At 62.7% G+C, this 17994-nt stretch carries 20 protein-coding genes; 10 read left to right on the forward strand and 10 right to left on the reverse strand.

Going from position 1 to position 17994, the window contains the following annotated elements; translation table 11 throughout:
• Positions 1-42: 42 nt before the first annotated feature.
• From LU688_RS16585 to pbpG, 5 genes are all read left to right on the forward strand, one after another.
• Complete coding sequence (locus LU688_RS16585; RefSeq protein ID WP_160290781.1) at positions 43-234, forward strand: hypothetical protein; 192 nt, start codon at positions 43-45, stop codon at positions 232-234.
• Positions 235-290: 56 nt separating this feature from the next.
• On the forward strand, positions 291-842 hold the full coding sequence (locus LU688_RS16590) for a hypothetical protein (RefSeq protein ID WP_160290782.1): 552 nt from the start codon (positions 291-293) through the stop codon (positions 840-842).
• Positions 843-879: 37 nt separating this feature from the next.
• Positions 880-1224: a hypothetical protein gene (locus LU688_RS16595; RefSeq protein WP_232888163.1), complete on the forward strand. Its 345-nt coding sequence runs from the start codon at positions 880-882 to the stop codon at positions 1222-1224.
• Positions 1125-2258: a tyrosine-type recombinase/integrase gene (locus LU688_RS16600; RefSeq protein WP_330873217.1), complete on the forward strand. Its 1134-nt coding sequence runs from the start codon at positions 1125-1127 to the stop codon at positions 2256-2258. Before LU688_RS16595 ends, LU688_RS16600 begins: the two co-directional genes overlap by 100 nt.
• A 129-nt stretch (positions 2259-2387) precedes the next feature.
• Complete coding sequence (gene pbpG, locus LU688_RS16605; protein ID WP_046857753.1) at positions 2388-3311, forward strand: D-alanyl-D-alanine endopeptidase; 924 nt, start codon at positions 2388-2390, stop codon at positions 3309-3311.
• A 51-nt stretch (positions 3312-3362) separates the two neighbouring features.
• Here pbpG and LU688_RS16610 read toward each other — a convergent pair whose 3' ends face one another.
• On the reverse strand, positions 3363-3782 hold the full coding sequence (locus LU688_RS16610; protein WP_160290784.1) for a hypothetical protein: 420 nt from the start codon (positions 3780-3782) through the stop codon (positions 3363-3365).
• A 181-nt stretch (positions 3783-3963) separates the two neighbouring features.
• Between LU688_RS16610 and pvdM the strand changes: the two genes are divergently transcribed.
• A complete protein-coding gene (pvdM, locus tag LU688_RS16615; RefSeq protein WP_046855255.1) occupies positions 3964-5337 on the forward strand; it encodes a pyoverdine-tailoring dipeptidase-like protein PvdM in 1374 nt (457 codons plus the stop codon).
• A complete protein-coding gene (gene pvdN / locus LU688_RS16620; protein WP_160290785.1) occupies positions 5330-6610 on the forward strand; it encodes a pyoverdine-tailoring periplasmic protein PvdN in 1281 nt (426 codons plus the stop codon). Before pvdM ends, pvdN begins: the two co-directional genes overlap by 8 nt.
• Before the next feature lie 137 nt (positions 6611-6747).
• Here pvdN and LU688_RS16625 read toward each other — a convergent pair whose 3' ends face one another.
• From LU688_RS16625 to LU688_RS16650, 6 genes are read right to left on the reverse strand one after another with little or no spacing between them, the layout of a single operon-like run.
• Positions 6748-7125 (reverse strand): response regulator, encoded by a 378-nt coding sequence (locus tag LU688_RS16625; protein WP_023629509.1) that lies wholly within the window; start codon positions 7123-7125, stop codon positions 6748-6750.
• A 44-nt stretch (positions 7126-7169) separates the two neighbouring features.
• A complete protein-coding gene (locus tag LU688_RS16630; protein WP_094011901.1) occupies positions 7170-8396 on the reverse strand; it encodes a hybrid sensor histidine kinase/response regulator in 1227 nt (408 codons plus the stop codon).
• Positions 8390-8965: a chemotaxis protein CheB gene (locus tag LU688_RS16635; protein WP_023629511.1), complete on the reverse strand. Its 576-nt coding sequence runs from the start codon at positions 8963-8965 to the stop codon at positions 8390-8392. Before LU688_RS16635 ends, LU688_RS16630 begins: the two co-directional genes overlap by 7 nt.
• The gene (locus tag LU688_RS16640) at positions 8962-9783 is read right to left on the reverse strand and encodes a CheR family methyltransferase (protein WP_094011900.1); all 822 of its coding nucleotides are present in this window, start codon (positions 9781-9783) and stop codon (positions 8962-8964) included. Before LU688_RS16640 ends, LU688_RS16635 begins: the two co-directional genes overlap by 4 nt.
• Before the next feature lie 4 nt (positions 9784-9787).
• On the reverse strand, positions 9788-13258 hold the full coding sequence (locus LU688_RS16645) for a response regulator (protein ID WP_038706310.1): 3471 nt from the start codon (positions 13256-13258) through the stop codon (positions 9788-9790).
• On the reverse strand, positions 13255-13425 hold the full coding sequence (locus LU688_RS16650) for a hypothetical protein (protein ID WP_160290786.1): 171 nt from the start codon (positions 13423-13425) through the stop codon (positions 13255-13257). The genes LU688_RS16645 and LU688_RS16650 overlap by 4 nt, the downstream gene beginning before the upstream one ends.
• A gap of 87 nt (positions 13426-13512) precedes the next feature.
• Here LU688_RS16650 and LU688_RS16655 point away from each other — a divergent pair, with 87 nt between their 5' ends.
• Together LU688_RS16655 and LU688_RS16660 are read left to right on the forward strand one after the other, a co-directional pair.
• Positions 13513-13863 carry a response regulator gene (locus LU688_RS16655; RefSeq protein ID WP_023629514.1) on the forward strand — a complete coding sequence of 117 codons (351 nt, stop codon included), beginning with the start codon at positions 13513-13515 and terminating at the stop codon, positions 13861-13863.
• Between the two features lie 140 nt (positions 13864-14003).
• Positions 14004-14291, forward strand: coding sequence for a hypothetical protein (locus LU688_RS16660; protein ID WP_160290787.1), 288 nt, complete (start codon positions 14004-14006; stop codon positions 14289-14291).
• A 2-nt stretch (positions 14292-14293) separates the two neighbouring features.
• On the opposite strand, the gene LU688_RS16665 is transcribed toward LU688_RS16660, so the two are convergent.
• From LU688_RS16665 to LU688_RS16675, 3 genes are all read right to left on the reverse strand, one after another.
• Positions 14294-14554 carry a DUF1652 domain-containing protein gene (locus LU688_RS16665; RefSeq protein WP_023629516.1) on the reverse strand — a complete coding sequence of 87 codons (261 nt, stop codon included), beginning with the start codon at positions 14552-14554 and terminating at the stop codon, positions 14294-14296.
• A 208-nt stretch (positions 14555-14762) separates the two neighbouring features.
• Positions 14763-15668: a LysR family transcriptional regulator gene (locus tag LU688_RS16670; protein ID WP_031314708.1), complete on the reverse strand. Its 906-nt coding sequence runs from the start codon at positions 15666-15668 to the stop codon at positions 14763-14765.
• Between the two features lie 137 nt (positions 15669-15805).
• A complete protein-coding gene (locus tag LU688_RS16675; RefSeq protein ID WP_094011899.1) occupies positions 15806-16348 on the reverse strand; it encodes an RrF2 family transcriptional regulator in 543 nt (180 codons plus the stop codon).
• 268 nt (positions 16349-16616) lie between these two features.
• On the opposite strand from LU688_RS16675, the gene LU688_RS16680 reads away from it, so the two are divergent.
• Positions 16617-17819 carry an NAD(P)/FAD-dependent oxidoreductase gene (locus LU688_RS16680; RefSeq protein ID WP_094011898.1) on the forward strand — a complete coding sequence of 401 codons (1203 nt, stop codon included), beginning with the start codon at positions 16617-16619 and terminating at the stop codon, positions 17817-17819.
• Positions 17820-17994: the final 175 nt, after the last annotated feature.

The following is a 17994-nucleotide window of genomic DNA, read 5'->3' on the forward strand; positions in this document are numbered from 1 at the left end:
CGCCCTCGCCTACATGGCCTACCTGATCTATCGAGCACCGCGATGATCCCGCATACAGGCTGGCTACGGCGCCAGCTCGAGTCGGCGCTGATCCTGCTGGCCGCCTGGATCCTGGGCGGCCGCAACGTCACCAGGTCCGGGGTCGTCTCGCGCCGTGACAACAACGAGATGTTCGAGATGGACGGCGACCTACGCGCCATAGCCCGCCGCATCCGCAACCAGTACAGCAAGTAACCACTCCCCCAACTACTCAAGCCCGCCGACATGCGCGGGCATGGAGAGCTATTGCCATGATCATCGACGACGTCATGACGGACAAAATCACGCTCCACGGCCTGGGCTTCGTCCAGGTCCAGCTGCAGGGCGACCAGCGCCTGCATGTGTGGCACCCGGAGTTGCCGCGCAGGGATTGCTTCGAGCACTCGGCCATCCATGACCACCGGTTCAGCTTCGTATCCCGGGTACTGGTCGGCACCCAGGTCAACCACTGCTACAAGGCGCACGCCAGCGCAGAAGGTGAGTTCGTGCTGTACCTGCATGAGGGCAAGCGCCAGGCCGGCGGCGGGCGTCCATGGACGCCAGATGGCCGCGCCGACATGGAGCACCAGTACACCGAGTTCATCGACGCAGGCAGCGAGTACGTGTCTCTCGCCTACGACTATCACCGGACCGAGCCAGGTGGCGACGGCCGGGTCGCGACGATCATGCGCAAGACGGATGAGCATCCAGCGGGCGCGCATTCCACCTGCCGCTTCGGCATCCAGCCGGACACGAACTTCGCCCGCTACCAATGGCCCGCAGCCCGGCTCTGGGAAGTCGTGCGCGAAGTGCTACTGGCCTGACCCCCAACCTGCCGCCACCGGCGGCGTGGAGACCAACATGCAAGACGAAGAACGCCAGCCGGTGGCCTATGTATCCGACAAGGTCCCAGAGGAAAAAATGGCCGAGCTGATCGGAACGACCAAGCGGGCCCTGGAAGGAAAGCGAAGCCGCGGCGTGATCCCTGAGGGGGTTTGGAAGAAGATCGACGGCCGGATTTTTTACAGCATCAGGAGATACGAAGCGTGGCTGGAAGGAAGCTGGGGCTACCCACTGGAGTCGAGTTCATCGGCAAGTCAATTCGGATCCGTTTTACTTGGAACGGTGAGCGTCGATCCGAAACGCTCGCATATCCCCAAACCGCCAAGGGGATCAAGGCGGCAGCCGATCTACGCGCTCAAGTAGTCAGCCTGGCCAGGCATGGCGTGCTGGACGAAAAAAGGTACGCCGAGCTGTTCCCAGCCTCAAGCTACACGGCGCCAGCCAACGAACTGATGTTCGGCGAATATGCGCAGAGCTGGCTGAACAGCCTGGAGGTGGTGCACGACACTCGAGTCAACTACAAGGGATTGATGAACAACTACTGGATGCCCCACCTGGCGACACTGCCGATCAAGGCGGTAACGCCAATGGTGCTGAGGGAGGTGGTCGCAAGGACCGAGTGGAAGAGCTCGACAGTCAAACGCGCTGCCATCGCCCGGGTCAAGGCAATGTTCCGCGCAGCGGTGTATGACGAGGTGGTAGACAGGAACCCTGCGGCATCGATCCAGCTTCCGCAGAAGATCAAGAAGCAGGTCGATCCATTCACCGTGGAAGAAGCGGAGGACTTGATCAAGTGGATGTACAAGAACTTTTCGCGGTGTAACCAGGTGTTCGCAGCCTTCTATGAGTTCGCCTTCTACACCGGGATGCGCACCGGTGAGATCATGGCACTGCGCTGGGACGAGATCGATTTCGATAAGAAGACGGCCCACGTATGCCGGATCGTCGTAGAGAACCAAGTGGTGGAGCGGACGAAGACCAAGTACACCAGAACGATCATGCTCAACAGCCGGGCCCTGGGAGCCCTCGAACGAGCAAGGCAGATCGCCGACGCCAGGAAGCGCAACGGCAGACGGGTCTCAGCAGAATCTCCATTCGTCTTCCAGCCGGCCGGAAGGTCGCCCCACATGAAAGGATCAAGCACGCCTGGCGGGCACTTCAACGAAGCGATCGAGGCAACCTCGATCAGAGCGAGGCCACAGTACAACTGCAGGCACACATATGCCACGATGTGCCTCATGTCAGGGATGAACCCAGCGTTCATTGCCGGGCAGCTTGGCCACTCCGTTCAGGTGCTGCTCACCACCTACGCCAAGTGGTTGAATTCAGCCAACGACTGGTCAGAACTTGCCAAGCTGGAATTGGCAGTAATTGGTACGGAATTGGTACAGGATTAAATTTCGTTCACGTTACGCCCTTTGGATATAAGGCATTCGACAGCCGTTCGACCATACTCCAGAATGCAACGGTTTTTGGGGGAAACCCTTGCACAGCCAACGACATACCAACATTTAGTGAGCCTCAACGTGAAAACTTCCCTGTCCATCCTCAGCCTGCTGCTGTTGCTCACAGGAACCGCGACCCTACCGTCGACCGCTGCTGCACAACCCCCGGCCCAGGTCCAGCGTGACCCGAGCAAACTGCACCTGGCGTCCGGCAGCGCCCTGTTGATCGACCTCAACACCAACAAGGAGCTGTATTCCAGCCACGCCGATCGCGTGCGCCCCATCGCCTCGGTCACCAAGTTGATGACCGCGATGGTCGTGCTCGACGCCAAGCTGCCCATGGACGAGATGCTCACCATGACCATCGCCAACAACCCGGAGATGAAAGGCGTGTATTCCCGGGTGCGGCTGGGCAGCGAGCTTAACCGTCGCGAGACGTTGCTGATCACCCTGATGTCGTCGGAAAACCGTGCGGCCAACTCACTGGCCAACCACTACCCCGGTGGCTACGGCGCGTTCATCAAGGCGATGAACGCCAAGGCCCGCAGCCTGGGCATGAGCCACACCCGCTACGTCGAGCCGACCGGCCTGTCGACCTTGAACGTCTCCACCGCCCAGGACCTGGCCAAGCTGCTGATGGCCTCGCGCAAGTACCCGATGCTCAGCGAGTTGTCGGTCACCCGCGAAAAGACCGTGGCGTTCCGCAAGCCCAACTACACCCTGGGTTTCCGTAACACCGACCACCTGGTGAACAAGAGCAACTGGGACATCAAGCTGACCAAGACCGGCTTCACCAACGAAGCGGGGCATTGCCTGGTGCTGCTGACCAAAATGGACAACCGTCCAGTGGCCATGGTGATCCTCGACGCCTTCGGCAAGTACACCCACTTCGCCGACGCCAGCCGCATGCGCCAGTGGCTGGAAACCGGCAGCGCCAAGCCGGCGCCGGCAGTCGCCATGCAGTACAAGAGTGAAAGGCAGCGCGCGCGCCTGGCGCAGGACTGAAACGACAACGCCCCGCGCAAGCGGGGCGTTGTGGGCTGAAACCGGGCGTTTTCAGGCCTGGGTGGATACCATGCCACCGGCACTGTTGCCGCCGGTCTTGGTCAGTGCATCAAGCAGCTTCGCGGTCGCTGCCTGTATTTGCCCGCTCAAGGTGGCAATGCTCGACTGCTTGGCGAGAATCATCGTCGCTTTCGTGGTGTCGTCCATTTCCTGCGCGGCGATCTTCGCCAGCTGACGCTGTTCTTCGGCCATCTGCTTCTGCAATTGCCTGATCATCTCGCGCATTTGCTGAATGTACGACGGCTCGCCGCTACCCTCGTCATCCTCGGCCTTCTTTGCGCCGGCAGGCTTGCCTGGTTCGCTGGTGCCTTTGAGGTCTACCGCGACAGTAGCCGGCGACTTCTCGTCTTCTTTGGCCTGCCCTTTGACCAGTTGCGTGGCGATGCTGCTGACGTTGTTGATGCCTACCATTCCTTAATCCTCCACGGTGGGTCCTTTCAATGACTGGGGTATCGGCACCACGCGTGCAAACTTGATTCTCGCCCACCGATAAATTTACCCGCCCGCCATTCGTCCACCTGATACCCGAGCCCTGCCCTAGCGCCCACCGCGCGGCCAGGCCGGAACCGATCAGCCCTGCAACGAGATGGCAATGACCAAGACCCGCTCCCGCAAAGCCTTGTACATCGGCCTGCCCCTGGCCCTGGTGGCCGCCCTGGGTGGAGCCGCCGGCTATTACTTCTGGAAACAGGACGGCGGCTACCCCCGTGCGATCGTGCAGCAGGCCAACGACCTGCATGAGCACATGCTCTCCTTCGACAGCCATGTCACCGTGCCGTTGGGCTACGGCAGCACCGGTTACGAAGCAGACAAGGACGGCCGTGGCCAGTTCGACCTGGCCAAGGCGGCCAAGGGCCGGCTGTCCGGCGCGGCGCTGACCGTCTTCGGCTGGCCGGAGCTGTGGAACGGCCCGAACGCGCCGCACCGCCCTACCCCTGGCTTCATCGACGAGGCCCGCAACCAGCAGGAAGTGCGCTACAAGATCATCAGCGGCATCGTGCGCGACTTCCCCAACCAGGTCGGCATCGCCTACACACCGGACGACTTCCGGCGCCTGAACGGCGAAGGCAAGTTCGCCATCTTCATCAGCATGCTCAACGCCTACCCACTGGGCAGCGACCTGTCGCAGCTCGATTTGTGGACCAAGCGCGGCATGCGCATGTTCGGCTTCAGCTACACCGGCAACAACGCCTGGGCCGATTCCTCGCGGCCACTGCCATTCTTCAACGACACCCCCGACGCCTTCGGCGGCCTGTCGCCACTGGGCGAGCAGGCGGTCAAGCGGCTCAACGACCTGGGCGTGATCATCGATGTCTCGCAGATGTCCACCCTGGCCCTGGAAGACGTCGCCCGCCTGAGCCGCGCGCCGTTCGTGGCCTCGCATTCGGCGCCACGGGCGCTGGTGGACATTCCGCGCAACCTGTCCGACAAAGAGATGCAACTGATCAAGGACAGCGGCGGCGTGCTTCAGGTGGTGGCCTTCACCACTTACCTCAAGCCCCTGAGCAAGCCGACCCTGGAGAAGCTCGAAGCCCTGCGCGCACGCTTCGACCTGCAACCGTTGCAAGGCCTGACCAACGCACTGATGCCGGGCGACCCGATCATCGCCATCTGGCCAGAGGCGCGCTTCGGCGAATACGCCAGCAGCCTGTATGCAATCGTCGACGAAGAGCCCCGCGCCGGCCTCAAGGAGTATGTCGACGCCATTGACTACGCGGTGAAGAAGATGGGCATCGACCATGTCGGCATCAGTTCCGACTTCAACGATGGCGGCGGCGTCACCGGTTTCATGAACGTCGGCGAGATCCGCAACGTGACCGCCGAACTGCTGACCCGCGGCTATTCCGAAACCGATATCGCCAAGCTCTGGGCAGGCAACTTCCTGCGCGTCTGGGGGCAGGTGCAGAAAGCCGCCAACCCCGTGGCCCAGCTCGCCAATACCGCCCAGGAAACCCGCCATGACTGATCGGCGCGCCTTCCTCAAGCAGGCCGCCGCCCTGGCGGCCAGCCTGCCGTTGCTGCCAAGCGCCCTGGCCGCCACCGCCACCCCGCCGTCATTGCAGGGCCCGGACAAATGGCGCCAGTTGCGCCAGCTGTTTCCCCTGGCGCCGGATGTCGCGCACTTCGCCAACTTCCTGATCACCGCCCACCCACGGCCGGTACAGGATGCGATCGACCGCCACCGCGCCACCCTCGACCACAACCCCGCGGTGTGCATGGACTGGGAGAGCCAGTACGAATGGCAGCGCGAGGATGAGGTCCGCGAGTGGGCTGGCCGTTATCTGGACGTGCGCCCCCGCCAGGTCGCCCTCACCGGCAGCACCACCGAGGGTCTGGGCATGATCTACGGCGGCCTGCATGTGGCGTCGCACCAGGAGATCCTGACCACCGAGCACGAGCACTACTCGACCCACAACTGCCTGGCCTTCCGTCTGCGCCAGCATGGCACCCAGGTGCGCAAGCTGCGCCTGTTCGACAAACCGGGCGACGTGTCCACCGACCGGGTGCTGAGCGTGATCGACCGCAGCATTCGCCCTGAAACCCGTGTGCTGGGCATGACCTGGGTGCACTCGGGCAGCGGCGTCAAGCTGCCGGTGGGCGCCATCGGCGAGCTGGTGCGCCAGCACAACCGCAACCGCGACGAGGCCGAACGGATTGTCTACGTGGTCGATGGCGTGCATGGCTTCGGCGTGGAAAACGCCCGCTTCGCCGACTTCAACTGCGACTACTTCATCGCTGGCACCCACAAGTGGATGTTCGGTCCACGCGGGACCGGGATCATCTGCTCGGCGTCCGAGCAGATGCAGCACCTGACACCGACCTTCGCCACCTTTTCACGCAACGAGGACTTCGGCACCATCATGACCCCGGGCGGGTACCACGCCTTCGAGCACCGCTGGGCGCTGGGCGAGGCCTTCAAGCTGCACCTGGAGCTGGGCAAGGCCGATGTCCAGGCACGTATCCACCAGCTCAACGACTACCTCAAGGCGCGCCTGGCTGAACACCGCGCCGTGGAGCTGGTGACGCCGGTCAGCCGCGAGTTCTCCGCAGGCTTCACCTTCTTCCGCATCAAGGATCGCGATCCCGATGCCGTGGCCGCCTACCTGAACGCCAACAAGGTCATGGTCGATGCCGTGGACCGCGACGCAGGGCCGGTGATCCGCTTTGCGCCGAGCCTGCTCAACGATGAACAGCAGGTTGACCGGGCCATGGCATTGCTGCGTACGCAGATCGGTTGAGGTAACGCCATCCATACCGGGGCTGCGGTGCAGCCCATTCGCCGGCGAGCCGGCTGCCACCCCGACCGCGCCGCCCTCAAGCCAAGCGCCGCCTCTGTGGGAGCTACGGTTCGCCGCAACGACTTGCCAGCGATGGCCTAGCGCAGCAACGCCTGGATCTGCTCGTGGAGGGTATCCAGGTCGAACGGCTTGGCCAAGATCGGCGCCTTGCGCGCGATCGGGCTACCCGACTCGAGAATCTCCGCCGGATAGCCGCTGATGAAGATCACTTTCAGGTCAGGCCGCAGTTTCACCGCAGGCTCTGCGATCTCCACCCCGGAAATCCCGCCCGGCAGGCGGAAATCGGTGACCATCAGGTCCAGGTGCGGCTTGCTGGCCAGGATCGCGAACGCCTGCTCGCCATCCTCGGCCACCAGCACGTGGTAGCCCTCGCCTGCCAGGTAATCACGCAGGATCATACGGATCGCCGGCTCGTCCTCGACCACCAGTACCACGTCTTGTGCATCTTCACTCATGACAACGCCTTCGAATTCAATAAGTTGGCTATCAGACCGCAGCTTTATGCAGAGGTTGCCCGGGGCTGATCACAGGCATGCGGCAATACCGATAGCGGCAGCTGGACGGTGAACGTCGACCCAGTTCCAACCTGACTGTCGACCCGGATCCGCCCGCCATGGGCCAGGATGATCTGCTCGGAAATGTACAGGCCCAAGCCCAGGCCACCACTGGCCTGCTGCGCAGCGACACGCTCGAACTGCTGGAAGATCCGCTGCTGGTTCTGTACATCGATGCCGATACCTTGGTCCTGCACCTGTACACAGGCCATTGCGTCCTCTTCGAACACCCGCACTTGCACAGGCTTGCGATTGCCATAGCGCAAGGCATTGGACAACAGGTTGGCCACCACCTGTTCAATCCGGAACTCGTCCCACTCGCCCTGCAAGGCATCGCAGCGCTGCAGCTCGATAAAGGTGTCCACCGCGTTGGCCTGGGCGGTGAAGTTCTCCACCAGCCCCCGCACCAGTTGTCCAAGGTCGAAGGTGCGCGGCCGGATCGAAAGCTTGCCGGTGCGAATCCGCGACACGTCGAGCATGTCTTCGACCAGGCGGATCAGGCTGTTGATCTGGCGTTCGTCGCGCTCGACCATGGCCTTGAGCTTGTCTTCGCTGAACGCCGCCAGGTTGCCACGCGCAAGATGCATGCGACGCAACTGGGTTTCCAGGATCAGCCCGTTGAGTGGCGTGCGCACCTCATGGGAGACGATCGACATGAAGTCATCGCGCATGCGCACTGCTCGCTCCAGCTCGCCACGAGCCAGCTGCAACTGGTTGAGGAGCAGCTCCTGCTCCTGCCGGCTGTGTTCCAGGGCCTGCAGTTGGCGGTCCAGCGCCTTGCGTTGGCGGAACAGGTCGACGAATACCGACACCTTGCTCTTCACAGCCAAGGGTTCCAGGGGCTTGTGCAGAAAATCCACCGCTCCGCTCTCATACCCCTTGAAGGCATAGTTCATCTCGCGCCCGGCGGCGCTGACAAAGACGATGGGAATATTGCGGGTCTTCTCCATGCCGCGCATCAGCTCGGCCAGCTCGAATCCGTTCATGCCAGGCATCTGCACATCGAGAATGGCCAGGCCGAACTCGTGCTCGAGCAGGAGCGACAACGCCTCGTCGGCGGACTGTGCCTGATACACCTCGCGGTCATCGCCCTGGATCAGGGCGGCCAGGGCCAGCAGGTTTTCCGGCAGGTCGTCGACGATCAGCAGTTTCGCGGTGATGTGGCTTAGCATGCGCTGGGTTCCAGGGTAGCGAGCAACTGCCCGATACCGCTCAGGGAAAGAATGTGGTCCGGGTCGTGCAGGGCCAGTGCGGCCTCCGGCATCAACGCGACCTGTGCTTCGCGAGGGTCCTGGACTACCGTCCGGCCTCCGCTTTGTTTGATGCGTAAAAGCCCTTGGGCGCCGTCTTCATTGGCCCCGGTGAGCAATACGCCTAGCAGCTCCGAGCCGTAGGCGTCGGCGGCCGACTCGAAGAGAAAATCGATTGCCGGTCGTGAGAAATGCACCGGTTCTTCCTGGCTCAGCGACAGGCTGAAATCACGCTCCACCGACAGGTGGTAGCCCGGCCCCGCTACATAGATCAGGCCGGGCTCTATTCGCGCCTTGTCGAGGGCCTCGCGAACCGGTCGACGCAAGCGGCGTTGCAGCACCTCGGCCAGCTGGCTGTGCCGATCATCGGGCAGATGCAGCACGCATAATACCGGGATGGCGAAATCGCCGGGCAGCGCGCCGAGCACGCTGAACAGCGCCGACACGCCCCCCGCCGAGGCGCCAATCACAATCGCTCGCACGCTGTTCATGTCTTGCGGTAGATCCGCTCGGGCCGCACCAGCGGCTCGAAACGCTCGCCGTAGGCTGAGAAGTCCACCGACTCCTTGCTGCCCAGCACCAGAAAGCCGCGGTGGCACAGCGACTCGTGGAACAGCCCCAGGGCACGGTCTTGCAGCCCCTTGTTGAAGTAGATCAGCACATTGCGGCACGACACCAGTTGTGTCTCGGAGAACACGCTGTCGGTGGCCAGGCTGTGATCGGCGAAGGTCACGTTGTCGCGCAGACTGGCATCCATGATGGCGTTGCCGTAGGCGCTGGTGTAGTACTCGGAAAAGTCCCGCCGACCACCTGCCTTGCGATAGTTATCTTCGTACTCATGCATGACCTGCATGGAGTAGATGCCCTGCTTGGCACGCTCCAGCGAGTGCGGATTGATATCGGTGGCATAAATGATGGTGCGTTCGAGCAGGCCCTCCTCGCGCAGCAGGATGGCCATGGAGTACACCTCCTCGCCGGTGCTGCAACCGGCGATCCAGATCTTCAGCGAGGGCCAGGTGCGCAGCAGCGGCACCACTTCGGTGCGCAGTGCCAGGAAGTGCCCAGGGTCGCGGAACATCTCGCTGACCGGGATCGTCAGGTACTGCAGCAACTCGAGGAACATGCCCGGGTCATGCAGCACTCGCTCCTGCAGCGACGATACCGTGCGGCAGTCGAACTGGCGCATGGCATGGAGGATCCGGCGCTTGATCGAGGCGCCGGAGTAATCGCGAAAATCGTAGCTGTACTTGAGGTAGATCGCCTCGATCAGCAGCCGGATTTCGATATCGGTATTGCGTTCACTGGTCAAGATTTCAGATTCGCTCCAATTGCGGCAGCCAGACTCGGATCAGCGAGAACAGGCGGTCCAGCTCGATCGGTTTGGCCAGGTAGTCATTGGCCCCGGCCTGCAGGCAACGCTGCTGGTCGTCCTTCATCGCCTTGGCGGTCACGGCGATAATCGGCAGCTTGCGCCAGCGCGGTTGCTGACGGATCAGGCGCGTCGCCTCGTAGCCATCCATTTCCGGCATCATCACGTCCATCAGCACCAGGTCGATGTCGTCGTTGGCTTCGAGGCACTCTATGGCCTCGCGCCCGTTGCGGCCGATCTCGACGATGGCACCCTTGTGTTCCAGGGCGCTGGTCAGGGCGAAGATATTACGCACATCATCGTCCACCAGCAGGATCTTGCGCCCCTCGAACACCTTGTCGCGGCTGCGAGCGGTCTTGAGCATGCGCTGGCGTTCGTTGGACAGCTGCGACTCGACCTTGTGCAAGAACAGTGTCACTTCATCGAGCAGGCGCTCGGGCGAGCGCGCGCCCTTGATGATGATCGAGCGCGAATATTTGAGCAGGTCGGCCTCCTCCTCGCGGGTGAGATTACGGCCGGTGTAGACGATCACTGGCGGGAAGCTGCGGATATCTTCGGCGGTCATGCGTTTGAGCAGCTCGTTGCCGAGCATGTCGGGCAACTTGAGGTCGATGATCATGCAGTCGTAGATATTCTCGCGCAGCAGCGCCAGGGCATCCTGAGCCATTGCCACGGCAGTGATTTCGATATCGTCGTCGCCGATCAGGCGGGCAATGCTCTCGCGCTGCAGGTCATCGTCTTCCACCAGCAGGATGTGCTTGAGCTTCTGCGTGAGCTTCGCCTCCAGCCGACCGAACACCGCCTTGAGTTCCTCGCGGCTGGTGGGCTTGACTGCGTAGCCCACCGCCCCCATGTGCATGGCCGCCTCGACTCGGTCCTCCACCGAAATGATATGCACCGGAATATGCCGGGTGCCGGCCTGCTCTTTCAGGCGCTGCAGCACGGTAAGCCCGGAATGGTCAGGCAGGCGCATGTCCAGCAGGATGGCATCGGGCAGGTACTGGGCCGCCAGCTCGAAGCCCTCGTCGGCGGAATGGGCGACCAGGCAGCTGTAGCCCAGTTCGTGGGCGAGGTCGAAGAGGATACGAGCGAAATTCGGCTCATCCTCGATCACCAGGATGCAGCGGTTGCCGAATGGCGCCTGCTCGCGATCGTCGGCGAAGGCCGGCGTCGGGCGCTCGCTGCGTACGGTTGTCGCCATCGGCGGTGCCGGAGGCAGTTCGTCGACCGCCGGGCGCAGGCTGTGCACCTCGATCTGCTGGGTATCAGGCTCGAAATGCTCGGGAAGGACCAGGCTGAAAACGCTGCCCTGCCCCGGGGTGCTATCGACATCGATCTGCCCACCCAGCAGGTGCGCCAGGTCACGCGAGATGGACAAGCCCAGGCCCGTGCCGCCATAGCGCCGGTTGCTGGTGCCATCGACCTGGTGGAAGGCGCCGAAGATCGCCTGCTGCTGGTCGGCGGCGATGCCGATGCCGGTGTCGCGCACCGCGAAGACGATCCCCCGTCCCGCTTGATGGCTGATGCGCAGGCTGACCTGGCCACGCTCGGTGAACTTGATGGCGTTGGACAACAGGTTCTTGAGAATCTGCTCAAGGCGCTGACGGTCGGTGAACAGGGAAGCCGGCAACGGTTGCTCCAGTTGCACGGCGAAGGACAGCCCCTTGTCCTGCGCCAACGGTTGGAACATACCCTTCAAGCCTTCGACCAGCCGCTCCAGCGGAGTGTTTTCGGCGCGTACCTCCAGCTTGCCGGCCTCGACCTTGGCGATGTCGAGAATATCGTTGATCAGGTTGAGCAGGTCGTTGCCGGCCGAATAGATGGACTCGGCGAACTTCACCTGCTCCTTGCTGAGGTTGCCTTCGGCGTTCTCGGCCAGCAGCTTGGCCAGGATCAGTGAGCTGTTGAGTGGAGTGCGCAGCTCATGGGACATGTTGGCGAGGAACTCGGACTTGTACTTGCTCGAGCGCTGCAGGTCATCGGCGCGGGCCTGCAACTCGACCTGGGCCTGGTTCAGCTCGCCGTTCTTGCGGTCCAGCGCCTCGGTGCGCTCGGCCAGTTGTTCGTTGGTCTGCTCGAGTTCGGCCTGCTGGGTCTCGAGGTGGGCCTGGGACTCCTTGAGCACCCGCGACTGTTCCTCGAGCTCTTCGTTGGCGGTCTTGAGTTCCTCCTGCTGCACCTGCAGTTCTTCGTTGAGCTGCTGGGTTTCAGCGAGCACTTCCTGCAGGCGCTGGCGATAGCGGGCGCTTTCGATGGAGATACCCAGGTTTTCGGCGACGCGCTGCAGCAGCTCCAAGTCACGATCTTGCAGCGTGCGTAGGAATCCCAGCTCCAGTACGCCGTTGACCCGCGCGTCGTCCTGCGCCGGCACCAGCACACCGCTGCGAGGCAAGCCACGGCCCAGCCCGGAACTCAGGCGGTAGTAATCCTCCGGCAGCTCATCCAGGCGCAACAGCCGCCCCTGGGCCACCGCCTCGCCCAGCAGGCCGGCATGATCGCCGACGCGCGGTTCGCTGGCCTTCTGTTCGGCATCCAGACCATAGGCGGCGACCCGCACCAACTGGCCATGCTCATCGCGCACATACAGCGCACCGACCACGCTGCCCAGGTAACCGGCGAAAAAGCGCAGGATATTGTCGCCAAGCATCGGCAGCGTCAGCTGGCCCAGCACCTGTTCGGCCAGCTGGGTCTGTCCGGCACGCACCCAGGCCTGTTGCTCCAGGCGCTCGGCGGCGCGTTGCTGGGCTTCCAGGTTTTCGACATAGCTTGAGGACAAGGCCAGCAAGTCACGCCGTCCGAGGTAAGCAAGCAACGCACTCAGGGCAACGATGAACAGCACGAACGCCGAGATCGCGGTCATGGTGACCGTGCTGACCGTCTCGTTGCGCGCCGTACGCAGTTGCTGCTCGGTGTTGATGAAAGTGTCGAACTCCTTGCGGATCTCGTCGGTCAGGCGCTTGCCGCGGCCACGGCCAATCGACGACGCCACATCACCCTGTTGGGTGCGCCGCTGGCTGATGACTTCGTTGCCGAAGGTGTTCCACTCGCGCTGCAGCGCCGCGATGCGGTCGATGCGGTCAACTTGCTGAGGGTTGTCGGCCACCATTGCCCGCAGGCTGTCCAGGCTGCCGAAGATGCGCGGCTTGGCCACCTCGTAGGGGTCGAGGAAACGCTCTTCGCCGGTCAGCAGATAGCCGCGCATGCCGGTTTCCATGTCGATCGACAGCTTGATCGTCTCGTTGGCATTGCCGATCACCCGATCGGTGTGCTCGACCCACTGCATGGCCGAAAGCAGGTAGTAGATCACCGCGACAAAGGCCACGGCGCCCAGTAGCCCCACTCCCAGGGGCAGGCCGACGTTGCGGCTCAGCAGTTTGCGAAAACTGCGTTGGTCCATCGAGGCTGCTTGAATCATGTGAAAGTGCCCGAGCGAAAAAAATCCATTGAACAGACCGGCGTCAACGTCGTGTAAGTGATGCCCTGCGCCAGACCGACCGCCAATACCGCGAGTCTAACCAGCTTTGGCAGATCTGGCAGGGCATTTAGCCAGTATTTGAAGCCTGCTTGCAGCAAACGTTCCATCTATTTGCGCATGCCGTTAAGCTTGGGAACTTCTGCCATGGCCCCGCGCACAGAGTAGAGACAATCCATCGAAACAGGACCCATGAAATGCACCTTCTGGTAGTCGAAGACGACGACATCGTTCGTATGCTGATAGTCGAAGTGCTCGACGAACTGGGCTATGCCGCCATCGAGGCCGACAGCGCTGCCGCGGCCCTCAAGATCATCGAGGATCCGACGCAACCGCTGGCGCTGTTGATGACCGACGTCGGGTTGCCCGACCTGCGCGGCGAGGAATTGGCGGCCAAGGCCCGCGAAAGCCGGCCGAATCTGCCCGTGCTGTTCGCCAGTGGCTACGCCGAGAGCTTCAACGTGCCCCCAGGCATGCACCTCATAGGCAAGCCGTTCAGCATCGACCAGTTGCGCGACAAGGTGCTGGAGATTCTCGGCCCCCCCTGAGCCGCCTGTTAGCAACTGGCTTAGCGGGTGCCGCGCATGCCAGGCCGAATGAGCTGCTTCAGCCTACTGAAATAATTTGAACGTCTGGCGCCTTTACGCTTCCAACTTCGAGCTATGCCTCTTTGAGTCGGAAAGCCACCATGAAGATGCCTTGTCGTGCCCCCTGCGCTTGCCTGGAACTGGATTTCGTCCGCGATACATTATTCGGTCCAATGGCCCAGCGTGCCATGTGCCAGGTCCAGTTGGCGGCACTTAGCCTGCAGGGCCGTCCCGCACTGCGCCTGCATATCGAGCCACCGTTACCTGCCAAGGTGGAGAAGGCGCACAGCGTCGCCTTCGCCTGGGAGGGACGCAATTATCGGGGCGTTGTCCGTGAACACGTCAAGTGCGGCGACGGCGGCATCAATATGTTGCTCGAGTTGCAATGACCTCAGGCAATCGCTTTACGGGCCCCCGGCGGGGCATCACGTTGCGCCTTGACCCGACTCACAAGGTTCACCAGATCTCGACAGTTGTTGAGGTTGGCAATTGGCACCACTGCCACGGTAAGGCAATCGTCCGGACTCGAGCCCTGACCCAAGCGAATGGTGAGGTTCTCGCCATCGGCGCAGCTCACCTCGCAGTGGTCGGGCAGGCAAGCCTGCTCGATCATCTGCCGCATCTCAAGCATAGAAACGCCAATCAAAGACATGGTACGACCCTCTCTGTAGTGGATGGCCTGTCAGATGTGCTACGCCCTCGACCGGCAAGGTTGTCAGTCGAAGTTGAGCATCACCGGGCGCAGGTCCATTCGCCCCGGTAATGACAACGCCGAAGTGTCTCATGCACCTTAGTGGAAGAAACCACTGACCGGGCAACGTTCGGTCGTCTTCGCCCTACAGGCGACGGGCGGTCAGCACCTACATCCGTGCCAGCTCTTCACGGCAGAACTCCACGAATAGCTGCGCCGGCTTGGTCAGTTGCACACGCCTGAGGTGCGCCGCCGCCAACCCCGACAGCGTCACCGGCTCGGCGATCGCCAGCGTCACCAGCCGCTGCCCGTCGTAGGTGAATTCCGAGTGCGGCCGGGTCACCAGCAGCGAGAAACCAAAGCCCTGCCCGACCATGCCCCGGACCATCTCGATCGACGGGGAGCTGAAGACGATGTTCGGCGTCAGCCCCAGTTCGTTGAACAGGCTGACGAAATAGGTGCGGCTTGGGGCCACGTCGAGCAGGATCATCGGCTCGGGACACAGGTCACGCAGCGACACCTGGGCTTGGCCTGCGAAACGGTGCTTTTCCGGCAGCAGCACATAGGGCTTCTGTGGGGGCATCAGCGGCTCGGTCTCGATGGTGCCGTCCAGGTCATGGTCATAGAGGAACGCCAGGTCGAAGGTACCGGCCGTCAGCCCCTGGATCAGGTCCTGTTGCTCACCGTCGCGCAGGCGGATGTCCACCCCGGGGTAGCGCTCGCGGAAGCCGGCGATCAGCCGCGGCAGATACAGCGGTGCCACGGTCTCGAAACAGCCGATGTCGATCTGCCCGGCCACCGTGTCGTTGTCGGCCAGGGCGTTCTGCTCGAACTCGTGGGCCATCTGCAGCAGGGACCGGGTCTTGGCGTAGAAGCGCTTGCCGCTGGGCGTCAGCGACACGCCCTGGGCGTGATGGCGAATGAACAGCTGCACGCCGAAGCTTTCTTCCAGGCTCTTGATCGCCGTGGAGATCGACGGCTGGGCGATGTACAACTGGCGCGAGGCTTCGGCGACGCTGCCGGCCTCCACGGTGGTGACGAAGTACTTCAGTTGACGCAAGGTGTAGGAAGCCACGCTGACCTCTCTGGCGCCGTGGGCGGCGCGCGGGATATTCCTGTCAGCTTACCGCGCCTTGAGGCGCGCGGGCGGATCACCCAGGCAAGGATTTACCTGGGGGTTGAGCAGCATTTTCCGTGGTGGCCCAGGCCCAGTCAGACCACCTGCAACGGAATATCGCCAGCGCTGCCTTTGCCGTCGCGTCGCTCGCTCATCCAGTCATTGACCTTCTGCCCGAACTCAGCCGGCGCCTTGCGCCCGAACCGCCGTACCAGGTCGAGGATGGTCTGCTGGGCCAACGCCTCTTCCATGCGTTTCTGTGCCCCCAGCATCACCGCGTGAATGGCACAGGTGCCCTCGGTCGCCCAGCCCGGCGCCGAACCCTCGAACACCGCGCAGCGCTCGCGGATCTCCCGGCAATCGAAGAGCTTCTTCGGTCCATCGATGGCCGTGACGATATCCAGCACGGTGATTTCGTCGGAAGGCCGCGCCAGGCGAAACCCGCCGCGCACGCCTTCGGTCGCGGCAACCAGCCCGGCCCGGGCGAGCTTGGTGAAGACCTTGGCCAGGTATTCCTGGGGCACCCCCTGCAGCTCGGCCAGGTCACGCACGCTGGACTCGCGACTGTCGCCACGCTCGTCCACCAGGAACAGCAGGCAGTGGATGCCGTACTCGACGCCTGCACTGTAGAGGGACATATAAATCTCCGACTGATTTAGTCGTAAATTGTACGCCCGTCAGTGCTGGAAAGCAAAGCCGGGCGTAGCCGCCTGTCGTCGGGCTGGCCGGTCAAGACCCCGCTTTACGTCATTCAATACGCGGCATCCGCGCATTTTGTGGCGGTTGACGCACAACCCGATGCGTAAAAAACACTTGCCGAATTAAACTACGATCAATACAGTCGTAGTTATTCGACAAGTAGCACATGCTTCGTCGAAGCCCTTTCCTACCTTGCGGAGCACCTTCATGACCTCTCGTATCCTGATCATCGGTGCCGGCTTTGCCGGTGTCTGGAGCGCCCTGAGCGCCGCCCGCCTGCTCGACCAGGCCCAGCGCGGCGACGTGCGCATCAGTGTGCTGGCGCCGCAGCCGCAACTGCGGATCCGCCCACGCTTCTATGAAGCCGACGTGCACAGCTTGCAGGCGCCCTTGGAGGCCCTGTTCGACGTGGTGGGCGTGGAGTTCATCCACGGCACCGCCGACACCATCGACAGCGACGCCCGCCTGGTCGGCTACCGCGATACCAACGGGCACACGCACCAGCTCGCCTACGATCGTCTGATCCTCGCCGCCGGCAGCCAGGTGGCCCGCCCCGCCGTCCCGGGCCTGACCGAGCACACCTTCGATGTCGACCAGATGGAGTCGGCCACTCGCCTGGAGCAGCACCTGCACAGCCTGGCCAGCCTGCCCGCCTCACCGGCGCGCAACACCCTGGTGGTGTGCGGCGGTGGCTTCACCGGTATCGAAACGGCCACCGAGCTGCCATCCCGGCTGCGCGCCATCCTCGGCGAAGGCCAGGCCCGTGTGGTGCTGATCGACCGAGGTACCAGCATCGGTGCCGCGCTCGGCGCCGGCATCACCCCGGCCATTGTCAGCGCCAGCGAGCAGGCCGGGGTGCAATGGCTGACTGGCACCTCGGTGGTGGCGGTGGATGCGGGGGGCGTGACCCTGGATAACGGCGAATACATCGCCAGCAAGACTGTGATATGGACCGTTGGGGTCAAGGCCAGCCCGTTGACCGCCCAGGTCGCAGGCGAGCGTGACGGCTTGGGACGCCTGAAAGTTGATGATCACCTGAAAGTCATTGGGCAGGACTACATCTTCGCCACTGGCGATGTCGCCTGCGCCGCCGTCGACGACAAGGGCAACCTAGCGCTGATGAGCTGCCAGCACGCCATTCCCATGGGCCGCCATTCGGGCAACAACGCCATGGCCGAGCTGCTGGGCGTGGAGCCGGTGATCTATCGCCAGCCCAAGTACGTCACCTGCCTGGACCTTGGAGGGTGGGGCGCGGCCTACAGCGAAGGCTGGGAACGCGAACTGCACCTGCAGGGCCTGGAAGGCAAGAGTCTCAAGCGCCAGATCAACACGGTATGGATCTACCCCCCCGCAGCTGATCGCGCCCAGGCGCTAGCAGCTGCCGACCCCGCCATTCCAATCGTTGCATGATAAGAAAGGGCCGCTCTGCGGCCCTTTTTGCGACGCAATGAAGACTAACGGTCAGCAAGTGACGACATACCCGAGGGAACGAGCTTTCATTGAACGACTGGTCAATAATAGTGGCACTGTGTCATCATCCAGAAAAAAACAACATGAACCGTGAGGATATATCCCCTTTCGCAGT

This window comes from Pseudomonas soli, from assembly GCF_021283165.2.
Classification (GTDB): Bacteria; Pseudomonadota; Gammaproteobacteria; order Pseudomonadales; family Pseudomonadaceae; genus Aquipseudomonas; species Aquipseudomonas soli.